At 70.5% G+C, this 15325-nt stretch carries 14 protein-coding genes; 2 read left to right on the forward strand and 12 right to left on the reverse strand.

Translation table 11 applies throughout. The annotated features are described in order from the left end of the window. Positions 1 to 5 precede the first annotated feature (5 nt). From ACIO52_RS10175 to ACIO52_RS10220, 10 genes are all read right to left on the reverse strand, one after another. Complete coding sequence (locus ACIO52_RS10175; RefSeq protein ID WP_218721334.1) at positions 6 to 518, reverse strand: phosphatase PAP2 family protein; 513 nt, start codon at positions 516 to 518, stop codon at positions 6 to 8. 89 nt (positions 519 to 607) lie between these two features. Further along, positions 608 to 2560, reverse strand: a complete 1953-nt coding sequence (locus tag ACIO52_RS10180) for a glycosyltransferase (RefSeq protein ID WP_218721224.1) — start codon at positions 2558 to 2560, stop codon at positions 608 to 610. A 151-nt stretch (positions 2561 to 2711) separates the two neighbouring features. Then, a complete protein-coding gene (gene glf, locus ACIO52_RS10185) occupies positions 2712 to 3929 on the reverse strand; it encodes a UDP-galactopyranose mutase (protein WP_218721223.1) in 1218 nt (405 codons plus the stop codon). Between the two features lie 81 nt (positions 3930 to 4010). Next, positions 4011 to 4835, reverse strand: a complete 825-nt coding sequence (locus tag ACIO52_RS10190) for a hypothetical protein (RefSeq protein WP_402643064.1) — start codon at positions 4833 to 4835, stop codon at positions 4011 to 4013. A gap of 16 nt (positions 4836 to 4851) precedes the next feature. Beyond that, positions 4852 to 5532 carry a hypothetical protein gene (locus ACIO52_RS10195; RefSeq protein ID WP_402643067.1) on the reverse strand — a complete coding sequence of 227 codons (681 nt, stop codon included), beginning with the start codon at positions 5530 to 5532 and terminating at the stop codon, positions 4852 to 4854. 23 nt (positions 5533 to 5555) lie between these two features. Next, complete coding sequence (locus tag ACIO52_RS10200) at positions 5556 to 6188, reverse strand: hypothetical protein (protein WP_402643070.1); 633 nt, start codon at positions 6186 to 6188, stop codon at positions 5556 to 5558. A 51-nt stretch (positions 6189 to 6239) separates the two neighbouring features. After that, the gene (locus ACIO52_RS10205) at positions 6240 to 6779 is read right to left on the reverse strand and encodes a hypothetical protein (protein WP_402643073.1); all 540 of its coding nucleotides are present in this window, start codon (positions 6777 to 6779) and stop codon (positions 6240 to 6242) included. A 24-nt stretch (positions 6780 to 6803) separates the two neighbouring features. Next, entirely contained in the window at positions 6804 to 7229 is a 426-nt protein-coding gene (locus ACIO52_RS10210; protein WP_316573144.1) for a hypothetical protein, read from the reverse strand. 332 nt (positions 7230 to 7561) lie between these two features. Next, complete coding sequence (locus ACIO52_RS10215) at positions 7562 to 8320, reverse strand: TipAS antibiotic-recognition domain-containing protein (RefSeq protein ID WP_218721218.1); 759 nt, start codon at positions 8318 to 8320, stop codon at positions 7562 to 7564. 197 nt (positions 8321 to 8517) lie between these two features. Beyond that, positions 8518 to 9486, reverse strand: coding sequence for an EamA family transporter (locus ACIO52_RS10220; protein ID WP_402643077.1), 969 nt, complete (start codon positions 9484 to 9486; stop codon positions 8518 to 8520). Positions 9487 to 9588: 102 nt separating this feature from the next. On the opposite strand from ACIO52_RS10220, the gene ACIO52_RS10225 reads away from it, so the two are divergent. Continuing rightward, positions 9589 to 10089, forward strand: coding sequence for a MarR family transcriptional regulator (locus ACIO52_RS10225; RefSeq protein ID WP_316573142.1), 501 nt, complete (start codon positions 9589 to 9591; stop codon positions 10087 to 10089). Between the two features lie 137 nt (positions 10090 to 10226). Here the strand turns inward: ACIO52_RS10225 and ACIO52_RS10230 are convergent, their stop codons facing one another. After that, on the reverse strand, positions 10227 to 11786 hold the full coding sequence (locus ACIO52_RS10230) for a SpoIID/LytB domain-containing protein (RefSeq protein ID WP_218721216.1): 1560 nt from the start codon (positions 11784 to 11786) through the stop codon (positions 10227 to 10229). 267 nt (positions 11787 to 12053) lie between these two features. On the opposite strand from ACIO52_RS10230, the gene ACIO52_RS10235 reads away from it, so the two are divergent. Continuing rightward, on the forward strand, positions 12054 to 14387 hold the full coding sequence (locus ACIO52_RS10235; RefSeq protein ID WP_402643080.1) for an N-acetylmuramoyl-L-alanine amidase: 2334 nt from the start codon (positions 12054 to 12056) through the stop codon (positions 14385 to 14387). Positions 14388 to 14454: 67 nt separating this feature from the next. Here ACIO52_RS10235 and ACIO52_RS10240 read toward each other — a convergent pair whose 3' ends face one another. Beyond that, on the reverse strand, positions 14455 to 15282 hold the full coding sequence (locus ACIO52_RS10240) for an HAD family hydrolase (RefSeq protein WP_218717488.1): 828 nt from the start codon (positions 15280 to 15282) through the stop codon (positions 14455 to 14457). Positions 15283 to 15325: the final 43 nt, after the last annotated feature.

The following is a 15325-nucleotide window of genomic DNA, read 5'->3' on the forward strand; positions in this document are numbered from 1 at the left end:
TGCGGTCACTGTCGGAGTCTCTTTTCGGCGGCTAGCACGGCGGCTGCCGACGCGGCCCCCAATGCGGAACCGGCGAGCACGTCGGAAGGGTAATGCACCCCGAGCACGACCCGGGAAAGGAGCATCGGCGGCACGAGCACCGCTGGCAAGGGTAGCCCGGTCAGCCTGCCGAGCAACACCGCAGCCGCCGTGGTCGACGTGGCGTGCGAGGACGGGAAGCTCAGCTTGCTCGGCGTCGACACGTTGACCTGCACCGTCGGGTCGTTCGGGCGCGGGCGCCGGACGATCCGCTTGATCACGATCGAGGCGGCGTGCGCGCCGACCGCGCCGACCGCGACACCGGCCCACTGCCTGCGCCGCGGCTTGTCGACCAGCCAGCCCGCGGCGGCGATGCCGACCCAGCCCAGCGCGTGCTCACCGAAATGCGACATCCCGCGCGCGGCCGAGACCACCGCCGGGTTGGTGCCGATGGTGGTCTGCACGACGTTGATGATGCCGACCTCGAGCGGCACCTCCACGTACTCGCCGTCACCGCAGGCGCAGGCGCACTCGCCGCCGCAGCCTTCTTCGGCCAGTTCCAGTTCGGGCAGTTCCGGGTTGATCGCGTTCACTTCGCGGTTCCATTCAGGCTGTTGTCGTCGCGGCCGCCTTCGAGTCCGAAGACCTTCTCCCACGCCGCCGTACTGGTCAGCTCGGCGTGCGCGGCCCGGTAGCGCTGCTGCATCTCCGGGAAGCGAGCGGTGAGCTCTTTACGCAGGCGCAGGGCTTCCTTGAGCAGCTCGGCGGCCTTGCGCGGGTCGCGCTTGCGGTAGACGACGCCACGGCCGTCGGCGGTCGTCACGGTGACGCCGTCGACCTGCGAGAGCAGGAACCAGCGCGCGTCCAGCGTCGGCACGTTCAGCTGCGGGGTCTCGTGCGCGGCCGGGTCGGCCTTGCGGAAGTTGTGCACCACGCCCTTGGCCAGGCGCGCGACCTTGGCGATCGGGTTGCCCGGCTCGCCGGTCGCGCCGACGCCGTGCCGGTTGGCCAACGGCAATTCGGTCGAGGAGGGCAGCACCACGGCGTCCGGGTACTCCTTGCGCATCGCGTGGATCTTGCCCAGCGCGCTCGGCAGCAGGTCGAACAGACCCTCCGGGCCGGCCAGGAAGTCGCGGATCGCCTCGTTCTGGATGGCGACCGTCGAGTACTCCAGGCACAGCAGGTGCTTGAGAGTGGCCTTGACCGTGTTCACGATCATCGGCTTGCCGTCGCCGGGCAGGTGCAGCGAGGCGACCACGAGGCGGTTGCGCAGGTGGAAGTACGCCTGCCAGTCGATCGCGTCGTCCTTGTCCGACCAGGCCATGTGCCATACGGCCGCACCCGGCAGGGTGATCGTCGGGTAGCCGGCCTCGCGGGCGCGCAGGCCGTATTCGACGTCGTCCCACTTCAGGAACAGCGGCAGCGGCTGACCGATCTGCTCGGCCACCTGCCGCGGGATCACGCAGGTCCACCAGCCGTTGAAGTCGACGTCGATGCGCCGGTGCAGCAGCTTGGAGTTGTCGCGATCCTTGAGCGGGTACTTCGAGAAGTCGTGGTCGTACTCGACGTTCGGCGCCGAGGACCACATGAAGATCCCGCGATCGACGACCTCGCCCATGCTGTGCAGGTGCGAACGCTCCTGCAGGTTCAGCATCTGCCCGCCGACCAGCAGCGGCGACTTGGCGAACCGGGAGAACGCCAGCGCGCGCAGGATCGAGTCGGGCTCGATCTCGATGTCGTCGTCCATGTAGACGATGAACTCGGCGTCGGTCGCGAGCGCCTCGTACATGACGCGGCTGTAGCCGCCGGACCCGCCCAGGTTGGGCTGGTCGTGGATGCTCAGCCGGTCACCGAGGGTCGCGGCGGCCTCGGTGAAGCCGGGCTCGTCGACGACCTTGCGGTTGCCCTGGTCGGCCACGATCACGGCGGTGACATTGCCGAGCACCAGCGGGTCCGAGCCCAGCGCGGCCAGCGTCTTGACCAGGTCGGTGGGCCGGTTGAAGGTGGGCATGCCGACCGCGATGGTGCCGGTGCCCGGCGCCTCCTGCGGGGCGTACCAGCCGCCGGCCAGCAGCGTCACCGCCGTGTCGGTGGTGATGTCGAACCAGATCCAGCCGCCGTCCTCGAACGGGCCCAGATCGGTCTCGAACTCCACGAACACCGAATCCGCGCCCTGCGCGACGGCGAACTCCTTGCCCTGCACGTGGATGCGCGAGCCGTCGGCCTTGGAGCGGTACACGTCGACGCGGCCGTGCCCGGCCAGCTCCAGCCGCAGCACCACCGAGTTCAGCACGCTCCAGCGCCGCCAATAGCTGGCGGGCAGCGCGTTGAAGTAGGTGCAGAACGACACCTCGGACTCGGCGCCGATCGAGAGCGCGGTCCGGCTGGTGGCGTGCGCGCGGCGCGCGTTGGTGGTGGATTCCTCCAGGTAGAGGGTCCGCACGTCGAGTGGCTCGCCCGGGCGCGGCAGGATGATCCGCTGTAGCAGCGCCTTGGCGCGCGTCTCGGTGGTCACGTCGTCGAGCACCGGCTGCGCGCTCACACTGCGTCCTTTCTGGCGTGCTCGGGCGCCCTGCGTTGTTACGCGGGCCGCCTCCTCCGGGCGCTGACCGCTCACGACTCCACCTCGCCGGCGCTCGGTTCCGTCGTGCGCGGTGCCGCGCTGTGCTTGTGGTTCACTCGCCAAGGCTCGCTCACGCCGGGTCCACCAGTGCCGCGCCGGACTCCAGGTGCGGACGCAGCACGTTCTCGAACATGCTCAGCGCCGAACCGATCGCCATGTGCATGTCCAGGTACTGGTAGGTGCCGAGACGGCCGCCGAAGAGCACCTTCTTCTCGGCGGTCTCCTTCTTGGCGAGCTCGCGGTAGGCCAGCAGCTTGGCGCGGTCCTCGGGAGTGTTGATCGGGTAGTACGGCTCGTCGCCGGTCTGCGCGAAGCGGGAGAACTCGCGCATGATGACCGTCTTGTCGGTCGGGTAGTCGCGCTCGGGGTGGAAGTGGCGCGGCTCGATGATGCGGGTGTACGGCGCGTCGGCGTCGTTGTAGTTCATCACCGAGGTGCCCTGGAAGTCGCCGATCTCGAGGACTTCGGTCTCGAAGTCGATCGTGCGCCAGCCCAGCTCGCCTTCGGAGTAGTCGAAGTAGTGGTCCAGCGGGCCGGTGTAGACGATCGGCGCGTCCGGGCTGGCCGCGACCAGCTCGTCACGCACGTCGAACCAGTCGGTGTTGAGCCGCACGTCGATGAGCTCGGAGGCGGCCATGTTCTCCAGCCACTTCGTGTACCCCTCCTTGGGCAGGCCCTCGTAGGTGTCGTTGAAGTAGCGGTTGTCGAAGGTGTAGCGCACCGGCAGGCGGGTGATGTTGCCCGCGGGCAGTTCCTTCGGGTCGGTCTGCCACTGCTTGGCGGTGTAGTCGCGCACGAACGCCTCGTAGAGCGGACGGCCGATCAGCGAGATCGCCTTCTCCTCGAGGTTCTGCGCGTCGGCGGTCTGCACCTCGGCGGCCTGCTCGGCGATCAGCGCCTTGGCCTCCTCGGGGGTGAAGTACCGGCCGAAGAACTGCGAGATCAGGCCGAGTCCCATCGGGAACTGGTAGGCCTGCCCCTTGTGCAGCGCGAACACGCGGTGCTGGTACCCGGTGAACTCGGTGAACTGGGTGACGTAGTCCCACACCTTCTTGTTCGAGGTGTGGAACAGATGCGCGCCGTACTTGTGGATCTCGATGCCGGTTTCGGGCTCCGGCTCGGAGTAGGCGTTGCCACCGAGGTGGTAGCGGCGGTCGATCACCAGCACCCGCTTGCCCAGCAGGTTCGCGGCGCGCTCGGCGACGGTCAGGCCGAAGAAGCCGGAGCCGACCACGATCAGGTCGTAAGCAGAATTATCGGAGTTACCCGGGGACGATGCGACGGTCACGGGTGCCCAGCGTATCGGAAGACGCCGGATTGTCCCGGCGGAGTCACCGACCTGCCCCTGAGCTGGGGTGATGCCACCGGCCTACCGGGCGGGATATCCCGGTGGCGGGACGGGGACGGGATATCCGCCGACGGGGAGCTGGGGCGAGGCGCTGCGGCGGCGCGTCCTGATCGCCGAGACCAACAGCAGGATCACCATGAGTCCCGACAGCACGGCCCCGGTCCCGGTGAACCGCAACCCCGCGTTCTCACCATAGGGCGGGCAGCCGTACCAGTCCGTAGCGAGGCAGACATAGTCCACCGACCCCGTGAACACCGCCAGCGGAATGCCTATGCCTCGCCAGCTGGTGTAGAGCCCGATGGCGTTCATCCCGAGATATCCGACCGCGAGCACGCCGACCAGCGCCCGGCCCGCCTTCACCCGCCTTCCGAAGAGCACCGCCGCGACCACCCACAGCAGCGCCACGGCGACGTGCACCGCGGTCACGGCGAGAATCCGGTGACTCATCCACTCGCTGCCGGGAAACAGCGGGTTCGCCTTGACTCCGATGACCGACGCCGTCACCGCATACCCGGCCAGCACTGCGGCGAAGGCGACGATGGCCCGATCCAGCAGCGGCGTCCGTGCCGTCCTTCCGGGCGTCCGGGCGACCGGAACTCCCTGACGCCTCCCGTCCACACCCGGTTGCCCGTATCCGGTGACCGGCGGCGGGTACGTCCCCGGCGTCCGCCACCACTCCCCACCCTCCTGCCCATGTCCGACCGGCAGTCCGGGAGGCGGTAATTCGGGTGCGACGCCGAAGCCCTGCCGTGATGGACTCGCGTAGCCGGGGTACTGGTCGAGCGGCGCGGGTCCGCCCGCGTCGTACAACGCGGTCTCCGGTGCGGGTCCCGCGACCGGCCGCATCGCACTGCCATTCGGGTCAGGACCGGGTGGCCGATTCATGGGCATCCCCCTTCCGCCGTCGTGTCCAGGTCGCCGCCGCCGAGATCGGCAGGAGGGCGGTCAGGGGTAGGGCGAGGAGCAACCCGCTCCAGGCGATCCACGGTTCGAGCTGGTTCCCGTCGGCTGTCAGTACGTCCATCCCCTCGGCGTACTGCGACAGGTAGATCGCCGCGAGCGCGAAGACGAGTGCCCGGCTGTACCCGATCTGCTGGGCGAGCAGCAAGCCACCGATCCCCCAGAGCAGTACGAAGACCACGTTGCCGCCGGCCTCGCTCGAGATCTGCTCACTCGTCCCGGACCCGGCATGGGGCGCCGCCGCCCACAGGAATCCGTTGATCGCGGCGATCGCCGACAGGACGGCGAGGAGCAGCGCCAGCGTGCCCATCGTCCGGTGCAGCGGCACCCCCGAAGCGTCGGGACGACGGCGGCGCTCGAGGCGCGGGACCGGTGCCACCCCCTGGCGAACCCGGCCCGCGTCCTGCCACGGCTGGACCGCCTGTGGCACGGAGTACGGGTCGGCCCGAGGCGAGAGCCACCACTCCCCGTTCCCCGCGCCGGAAGCGCGGTGATCAGGGCCGGACAGCACCGCCGGTGCCGAGAGCGGCGAAAACTGCTGGGCGACACCTTCGTTCGGACCGTGGCCGGACGGATGGCTCATGCGTGTTCCCCCCTGGGCGCGCGTCAGTAATACGGGTAGGGAGGGTACGCGGGCTGACGAGCCGCGCGGATCCAGCGGCCCGTGGACGGGGCGAAAGCACAGACGAGGATCAGCAGTGGGACGCAGGTGGCGACGACACTGCCTGCGACCAGGCCCGGCGGGGCTCCTTCGCTGGCCGAGACCGCGACCGAGATCGCGCTGATCAGCAGGCCGATCGTGGACAGGATGATCAGGATGACCCGGCCGGCGGTCTTGCGGCGGAACAGCAGGATCGAGCCGAGCAGCCACAGCAGGGCCGGGACCGCGGCGATCGCGAGGCCGGCGATCGTGCCTGCGCGGGCGTCGTCGCTGCGGCTGGATTCGGTGCTCAGCTCGGCGGCCGCGATCACGCCGAGGCCGATCAGCGCGACCAGCGAGATCAGCAGGGAGAGCAGGGCCGCGGTGATACCGGTGCCGCCGCCCGCCCGCTGCGGGGCACCGTAAGCCGGTGCGCCGTAACCGTATTCGTAGCCGGGCGCGGCATAGGGCTGCTGTCCGTACCCGTACGGCTGCGCGGCGTAGCCCTGCTGCGCGTAGGGATCGGCCGCGTAGCCGGGTTGCGCGTAACCACCCGCGTACGGGTCGTGGCCCTGCTGCGGACCATATGGGTATCCCATGGTGTCCCCCTCCGAAAACGAGCGCGGCGTAGCGCCGCTGACCTGCCGAAACTATACGGCCGAACCGACCGCCCGCTCGGTCCGAGCGTAGGCCGCCGTCCACGGCAGCACCGCGGGCACCAGCACCAGCGCGCCCAGCGCGACGGCCGCCAGCGCGGCCGCCCAGCTGTGGTTCACGATCGCCGTCACGGCACCGGGTACCCCACCGAACCCGATCGGAATCGAACGAACGACCGACTCCTCGGCGAACCAGTGGATGCCGTACTCGGAGTCGTAATTCACCAGGGTGGCCAGCAGACCCAGCGCACCGAGCCCGATCTGCGCGCCGCCCGCGACGATCAGCACCCACCGGCCGGTCTCGTCGCGACGGGCCAGCAGCATGCCCCCGTAGCCGAACGCGAAGGCCGCCACCAGGGCGCCGAGAGTGGTGAACAGCGTCAGCGAGTCGTCGAGCCGTTGCGGCGCGTCCAGGAAGGCGCGCACCAGGATCAGGGCCCCGAGCAGATTCGCCACGGCGGCCACGCCGGCGCAGCACACGGCGACGATCGCCGCCACCTCACCGACTGTCGACTTCGTTTCCCGCACGACCATGATCAAAACCTATCCCCTGCCGCGTTACCGCGTGATGGTCCAGCGCCGCGTCGGCTCGATCACGCTGAGCACCAGGATCACCACGTTGAGCGCGAGCCACCAGTCCAGCGGCCCGAACCGCAGCCCGTGCCCGGCGCCGTTGAGTACGACGACCAGCAACGTCGCTCCGCTCATCGCGCCCGTGATGGCCACCAGAATCCGCCTGCCGAGCATCCGCCGCCGCAACAGCAGCACCGCCCCCAGCAGATACAGCACCCCGAGCCCGCCGACGATCCCCGCACCCGCGTAATCGAGCTCGATCTCGCGCCCGAATGCCCGCACCAGCGCCGTCGCCGTGCCCACGATGATCCCGGCACCCCCGACCAGCACCCCGAGCCACCCCGCCACCAGCGCGGTCACCGCGCGAGAAGGCCGCTCGGGCTCCACCTGATCCACCACTGTCCCCTGCACGTTGTCGTCGTCGCCGTCAGTTATACGGCGAAACGCCCGATCCGGCGTGGTTCGCGTGGTCCACCCAGCGCTGCGGGGAGCCCGCGCGACCCGCCGGAGAGAGCGCCGAGACCGGCGCGTACCGCCACGAGTCGGGGTGACCGGCCCGGATGCGGTCGCGGCATCTGCCCGATGGCGGCGGAAACCCCTGCGGGCCATGGTGATTGTTCATCGCTCCCCTTCGCGACCGCACCGGTACCGGGCAGCCTACGACGCCGAAAGCCGCGGCCGGGCGGGTGGCGTCCGGACGCGGCTGTCCTCTAGTTCCCGGTGCGGGGCCGGATAAACCGCGATCAGGCGTTTCGGCCCGCGACGTAGGCGCGGAAGGCCTCACGGATGTACTCCGCGGTGCCGTCGCCGTGCACGTCGTAGTTCTGCCGGAACCGCGGGTCGGCGACGTACATCTCGCCCAGGTTGAGCAGGTATTCGTCGGTCACCGGGCGGCCCTGGGTGCCGTCGCCGAGCCAGGCGCGGTGCCTGGCGACGATCGCCTGGACGGTCTCGCCCGCCACCGGCAGGCCCGCGGCGTGGGCCTTGCCGAAGTCGGCGGCGATGTCGAGCTGGGTCTGCTGGAACGACTTCTTCTCGGCATCGCTCAGTGAGCGCCACCAGCGGTCGCCGCTCTCGTAGGCCTCCTTGCCCCACCGTTCGGTGACCTCGTCCTTGTACTGGGTGTGGTCGAAGCCGTCGAAAACCTCTGCGGCCATGAGTGGTTCACCTCTTTCGGTCTTGCGCAACGTGGTCGACACCGATTCGATCTGGCGCGCGATCCGATCCTGTTGCTGCCGAAGCAGTTCCAGGTGGGTCCGCAGTGCGCCCGCGGTGTCCTGTTCCCCGGCGAGTACCTCGGCGATCACCGGAAGGCCGAGGCCGAGTTCGCGCAGCAGCAGGATGCGCTGCAGGCGGATCAGGGAGCTCTGGTCGTAGTAGCGGTAGCCGTTGGCGCCGATCCGGCTCGGTTCCAGCAGCCCGAGCTGGCCGTAGTGGCGCAGCGTGCGGCTGGTGGTGCCCGCGGCTTTCGCGAGGTCCTGGATGGCCCATTCACCCGCCATGACCTGCCCCTTTCTCGTCGGTGTTCCCAGTCTGCAAGTTGACGCTACGTCAAGGTCAACCCCGAAAGTCAGAACCCGATCTCGACGGTGTCGCGCTCGGCGGCCTGTGCGCGAAAGCCGCGCACCCCCTGCCGGTTCCGGCCCTCGCCGAGGACCAGTCGATGCAGGCGATGCGCGGCCGACCGTGCGCGCCGGGTTCAGCGGGCGACCGAAACCTTCTCCGGCGCAGGCAGAACGGCGATCCTGGTGATGGTCGCCCGCGCGGGCACCGGCTCGGCCACCGTCGCCGGCGCGACCTTCGGCGGAATCTGGCCGAGCACGGTGCCGCCGAGCGCGATCGCCAGGCCGAGGACCTGCGGCGGAGTCAGCGCCTGCCCGAGGGCGAGCCAGCCGATCACCGCGGCCGACATCGGGCTCAGCAGACCGAGGAAGGCCACCGACGTCGCGGGTACCCGCGAGATCCCCCGGAACCACAGCCAGTAGGCGAGCGCCGTGCCGATGACGCCGAGGTACAGGTAGCCGCCGACGGCCTGCGCGTCCATCGCGGGCGGCGCGCCTTCGATCAGGACGGCGAGCGGCAGGATGAACAGGCCGCCCGCGGTCAGCTGCCAGCCGGTCATCGCGAGCGGACCGACGCCCTCGGGACGTCCCCACTTCTTGGTCAGCACGGTGCCCGCCGACATCGACGCCGCACCGGCCAGCCCCGCGACGACACCGATCGTGTCCAGCTCGGCATCGCCGCGCAGCACGACCAGCGACACCCCGGCGACGCCGATCAGCCCGGCGATCACCTTGCGCCGCGCCGGCGCCTCCGACAGCAGGACCGCGGCGAAGCCGAGCGCGAACATCGGCGCCACCGCGCCGAGTACCCCGGCCACGCCGCCCGGCAGCCGGTAGGCCGCCAGGAACAGCAGCGGGAAGAACGCGCCGATATTGAGAACGCCGAGCACCGCGGCGCGACCGAGCCACCTGCCGTGCGGCAGCACCCTGGTCAGCGCGAGCAGAGCCAGACCGGCGGGCAGGGCGCGCGTCAGCGCGGTGAACAGCGGCCGGTCCGGGGGCAGGAACTCGGTGGTGACGGCGTAGGTGGAACCCCAGACGATCGGGGTGAGAGCGGTGAGCGCGAGGGTGCCCGCGTAGCCGGTCGGGCGAGTTGCCGTCGTCATGTTCACTCCTGATTGATAATCTCAACATTGAAATATCTACCCGGCGGGATACCTCATCGTCAAGTAGATGAACGTTAAGATTTTCAATAGAGAGGGATATGCATGCGGGACGCCGTCGATCTGATCACCGAGCACTGGGGGGTCGAACGACCCGATGTCGACGTGTCACCGATGGCGATCGTCGGCCGGATCACCCGGCTCTCGCGCGTCCTCGAGCAGGACCTCAAACGCTTCTTCGCCGGTCACGGACTGGAATTCTGGGAGTTCGACGTGCTCGCCACGCTGCGCCGCTCCGGCGGCGACACCGGCCTGACCGCGGGCTCGCTGAACCGGGCCGCGATGGTCACCTCCGGCGCGATCACCAACCGCATCGACCGCATGGCGGCCAAGAACCTGGTCCGCCGGGTGCCCTCGGCCGACGACCGGCGCTCGGTCTTCGTCCAGCTCACCGACGAGGGCAGGGAACTGGTCGACCGCCTCCTGCCCCTGCACATGGACAACGAGCAACGCCTGCTCGCGGCGCTGGGCACCGAGGACCGCGAACAGCTCGCCGGGCTCCTGCGCACCCTGGCCATCGGCCTGGACGACACCACCCTCGACTGACCCCGGCCGCTACCCGCCGTCGTGGAACACCCGGCGGTCATGGCCGGATCGGCGACGCGCCCCGGCAGCCCGGTTCGCCGAGCCCAGGCGCACCTGGCCGTCCGCCGGATCGACGCGGTCTCGACCGTCCCGGGCCGCTACTCGCCGTCGTGGATTCCCGGCGCGGTAGCCGGGCCGTGGGGCACGGGTGCCGGGTTCCGCGGCCCGGCAGCGGGAACTTGCTGACCGGTAGCGGGATCCACCGAACCACGCGGCGCGGCAACAGGATTCGCGGGTGCGTGTGGCGTGGCAGCGGGATTCACCGGACCGTGCACAGGTCCGACCTGGTCACCACCCGCGGCGGCCTGTGCCGGTACGGACGCCTGAGTCCCCGGCGCGACACCGCCGGGCGCCGTGCCCTCCGGCGTCGTCACCTTCGGCTGACCCGACGCCGACGGCGGCAGCTGATCGCCCACCTCCGGCACCAGCTGCAACAGCGTCGAGAAGTCGACGACCTGGGCGCCGAGCGTCTTGGTCGCCACGATCACACCGTTGGTGTACAGCCGATACGTGCCTGCCCGCTGCGGCAACATCATCTCCGGCCCGATCGGCGCCCCGATGGTGCTGTCCGGACCGCCGATCCGCCGGTACTCGGTGTCGATCGCGGTCTCGCCCGCGAGCGCCTCGATGGTCGGATCGGGGCGGGTCGGGGCGGTGGGCGCCGTCGGCGCGGGCGCGGTTTCGACCAGGTCGCCGGGCGCGGGGCCCACGGCGAAGGTCTCGATATCGGCCGGGCGGCCGCCGTCGGGCGCGGCGGAGTACTCCGAGCGCAGGATCAGTCCGTCGCGCAGCAGCACGGTGCCCGCGGTCGCCGCGACGGCCTCGGTGGTGCGGGCGTCCTCTTTCACGGTGCCGGGATACACCTGGCAGTCGGTGGTGTCGCAGGTCTGCGCGTAGTCGTAGCGGTTCTCGGCGAGCGCGTAGGAACGGGCCGCGATCGCTTGTGCGCGCAGCGCTTCGAACGCGCCCTGATCGGCCCAGTTCGCCTGCATCTCGGCGGGTAACAGGCCGGCGAGGTAGTCGTCGAGGTCGACCTGGTTGACGGTCCGGTACGCGCCGCCTTCCAGCGCGACCCCGAGCGCGCCGCGATAGGCGGTGCCGCCGCACAACGTCAGGTGTTCGGCGGCGGGTCTGCCCGGCCCCGGATCCAGCGGGTAGACGAACGGATCGTCGGTCGCGGTCTGCCACAGCACTTCGCCGTCGCAGCCCGTGGTCACCACGACGTTCGCGCCGCCGTCGGGCAATGGGGTGAGGTGGGCGGCCTCGCCCGGGCCGATCATCCGGCCCGCGACCTGCGCGCCCGCGGCGGCGAAGGTGTCGAGGGTGGCGTCGTCCTGGGCCTGCAGCCGGACACCGATCGTGGTCGGCCCGACCTGCCCGAGCTCGGCGCCCGGGTAGTAGTGACCGAGGATCTCCTCGGCGGACCAGCCCTCCCTGGCGCTGTCGAACGCGCCGACCTGGCTCATCCCGCGCCCGTGGCCCGCGCCCACGGTCGGGGCGACCTGGCCCGGCAGGATCTGCCACAGCCCGAACGCGCCGGTCAGCGCCAGCGCGGTGCCACCGACCAGCAACGGCAGCGGGGCGGTCTTGATCATCGGCACGGCGCGGCGCCTGGTGCCGCGGCGGGTACTGCGGTTGATCTTGGTGTCCGCTCTCATACTGCGCTCCCACGGTGTCGCGATTCGACCGGCGGAGCTCGCGTCGGCATGTCGTCGTGGCCGAGCGGGTTCCGAAGGCTACATTCGAGCAATCACATAATCCTCAAGTTGAGGTTTAGATGTGTGACGTATGTTAACTAGTGTGGTGTGTGAGACAAGAGGAAGCAAGCATCACTTGCCGGTGATGGCCTCGATGCCACCAAGGTCTACGAGCTCGACCCTGATTGGAGAAGGCACGTGCGATATCGAAAGCCGAAACGTTCCTACGTGCTCCCGGTGGTCACAACGCTCGCCGTCGCCGCACCCGTCGGCGCGTTCGCGCTGAGCGATTCGACCGACTACCGCAGCACCAACGAATCGCAGGTCGCGGCGGTCCCGACCCAGCTGGCGGAGGTCGCGCTGACCTCGGTCCCCGACATCACGGTCCCGCTGCGTGACCTGACCGGCCTCGATCTGCCGGATCTGCGCCTGTCGGATCTGCAGATGCTGCCGCTGCCGACCTCGATCCCGGTGCCGCCGGGATTGCCCGTTCCGCCGGGCGTGGCGCTGCCCACCGAGATCCCGCTCCCGGCGATCCCGACGAAGGCGCAGCCCACCACGACGACGGCCGCCCCCGCGCCCGCGCAGCAGGGCAACGCGCCCGCCGCGCGTCCGCCGGTCCCGAGCACCGCCGTCCCGACGGCACCGCCCGCCGCGCCGACCACGACCTCGGCGGCTCCGGCCCCGATCGCCCCGGCCGCACCGGCGCCCGACGCTCCGGCCGCGACCACGACCACGACCACGGCCGCACCAGCCCCGGCCGCACCCGCGACCACTCCCCCGGCGGGCGCGCCGGTCGTCCAGAACCGGCCGACCGGAATGAAGTTCATCGCCGACCCGGCCAACCTGGAGCCCGGCACCACCCCCGAGACCCCGGCGCTGTCCCCCGGCGCGGTCGGACCCGACCTGATCGACCAGGTCGGCGCGCAGGTCAAGGAGCTCACCCAGGAGACCCCGTTCAGCATGGTCGCGGTCACCGCGCGCGACCTGGTGAACACCACCACCAAGCTGCGGGCCCGCCAACTGGACGGCAACTGGGGCCCCTGGTACGACGCCGATCCGGTCGACACCAGGGCCACCGACCAGACCCCGGCCGACGCGCCGACCGGCACCGAGCCGATCTACGTCGGCGAGACCACCGCCGTGCAGATGCTGGTGACCCGCAAGCCGGTCGCCGGCGCCGATCACAGCGACCCGGCCCATCTCACCGAGGCCGCGCTCAAGGCCATCCTGATCAACCCGGGCCGCGCCGCCATCGACGCCGGGCTCACCGATGTCGCCGCGGCGCTGCCCGGCGGCGGCCCGAAGGTCATCACCCGCGCGCAGTGGGGTGCCGACGAGTCGATCCGCTGCGAGGAACCCACCTACGACGACGGCGTCGGCGGCATCACCGTGCACCACACGGCCGGTCGCAACGACTACAGCCGGGCCGAGTCGGCGGGCATCGTCCGCGCGATCTACGCCTACCACGCCGAGACCCTGGGCTGGTGCGACATCGGCTACAACGCCCTGGTCGACCAGTACGGCCAGATCTTCGAGGGCCGCTACGGCGGTCTGGACCGGGCGGTGCAGGGCGCGCACGCGGGCGGGTTCAACGAGAACACCGCGGGCGTGGCGCTGATGGGCAACTACGAGACCGAGACACCGAGCAACGAGTCGATCAACGCGATCGGCAAGTTCATCGGGTGGCGGTCCAAGATCGCGGGGATCGATCCCGAGGGCCACACCACGATGTACTCCGAGGGCACCGAGTTCACCCCGTACGCCCAGGACGAGGCGGTCGACCTGCCGACGGTGTTCGCGCACCGCGACGTCGGCAACACCGACTGCCCCGGCGACGCGGCCTACGCGCTGATGGACCGCATCCGTGGGATCGCCGCGGGCAACAGCAGCACCTACTCCTCACCCGCGACGCCGGAGCGGCCGCCGAGCCAGCAGGCCCGCGCGCCGCAGCAGCAGGGCAATATGGCCGAACTGGGCGCCCTGGTCGACAAGCTGCTCGGTCTGTCCGGCTCGAACGAGATCGCCCGGCACTGGGTCAGCCGCGGCGGTGTCGACGGTCCGCTCGGCGCGCCGCAGTCGGATCTGCTCTCGGGCGCGCAGGGCCGCCAGTACGCGAAGTTCGCCAACGGCTACGTCTTCTCCGGGGAGAACGGCGCGGTCTTCGAGGTGGTCGGGGCGATCCTGGACCGCTACCTCAGCCTGGGCGGTGACTCGGGCGTGCTCGGCCTGCCGACCGGCAGCGCCTACCTGGTGCCGGATGGTCTGCGTGCGGACTTCCAGAACGGATCGCTGGTGCTCAACGAGCTCACCGGCATCGTCACCACGTTCTGGAAGACCTACAACGAGACCTACAAGGCCGAGATGGAGGGCATGAACGGCACCAAGCCCGAGCAGGCGCCCGCCACCACCGCCCCGACCTCGACGGTCCCCGCGGCTCCCGGCGCCCCCGCGCCGACCGAGCCGGTCGCCCCGCAGGTCCCGGCCGAACCGCAGGCCGCGCCGGTGGAACCGGCACCGGCGGCACCGCCGGTCGCCACCGAACCCGCCCCGGCCGGCTGACACCCGGTCACGGCGAAGAGCAGCCGGTGCGCCTCCGAGTGAGGGCACCGGCTGTTTCCATTCCGGCTCAGCTCCACCAGCGTTCGAGCACCATGGCGACGCCGTGGTCGACATTGCTGCCGGTGACCTCGTCGGCGGCTGCGCGGGCCTCGGGATGGGCGTTGCCCATGGCGACGCCGTGCCCGGCCATGGTCAGCATCGGCACGTCGTTGGGCATGTCGCCGAACGCGACGATCGACCCCTCGTCGATACCGACCCGCCGCGCCACCTCGACCAGCCCCGACGCCTTGGTCACCCCCGGCACGGCGATCTCGATCAGGCCGTTCTCGGTGGAATAGGTGATCTCGGCGCGGTCGCCGACCAGCGGGACCAGCGCGGCGCGCATGTCCGAACTGCGGGCCGAGCTGAGCCGGATCAGCATCTTGATCGCCGGCGAGTCGATGACCTCGGCGTGCGAGACGACGGTGTCGTCGGGATTGAGCCAGGCGTGCTCGTAGGTCGGCGAGCTGACGAACTGCGGGGTGGCCGCGTCGTGCGCGCTGGCCCCGACCCGCTCGGTGGCCAGCCCACAGCCCGGCAGCGCGTGCTCGGCGAGCTCGGCCAGCCAACCGAGGGTGTCCACATCGAGAGTGTGGCTGGACAGCACCCGATCGGTGGCGCTGTCGTAGATGACCGCGCCGTTCCCGCACACCGTGAGCGGCGCGTACCCCAGTTCGCTGACCACCGGATCGATCCAGCGCGGCGGCCTGCCGGTCGCGAGCACGAAGGTGACGCCGTCGGCGACGAGCGCGCCGACGGCGGCCTTGGTGCGGGCCGAGACCTTGTCCGCGTCGTCGATCAGCGTGCCGTCGACGTCGGTGGCCACCAGCTTCGGTTTCGGGTGCAGGGGCGTCATCCGTTCCATCCTGCCGCACGTCGCCACGCGGGGACGGCGGACT

The sequence above is a fragment of the Nocardia sp. NPDC087230 genome (assembly GCF_044744725.1).
Classification (GTDB): Bacteria; Actinomycetota; Actinomycetes; order Mycobacteriales; family Mycobacteriaceae; genus Nocardia; species Nocardia canadensis.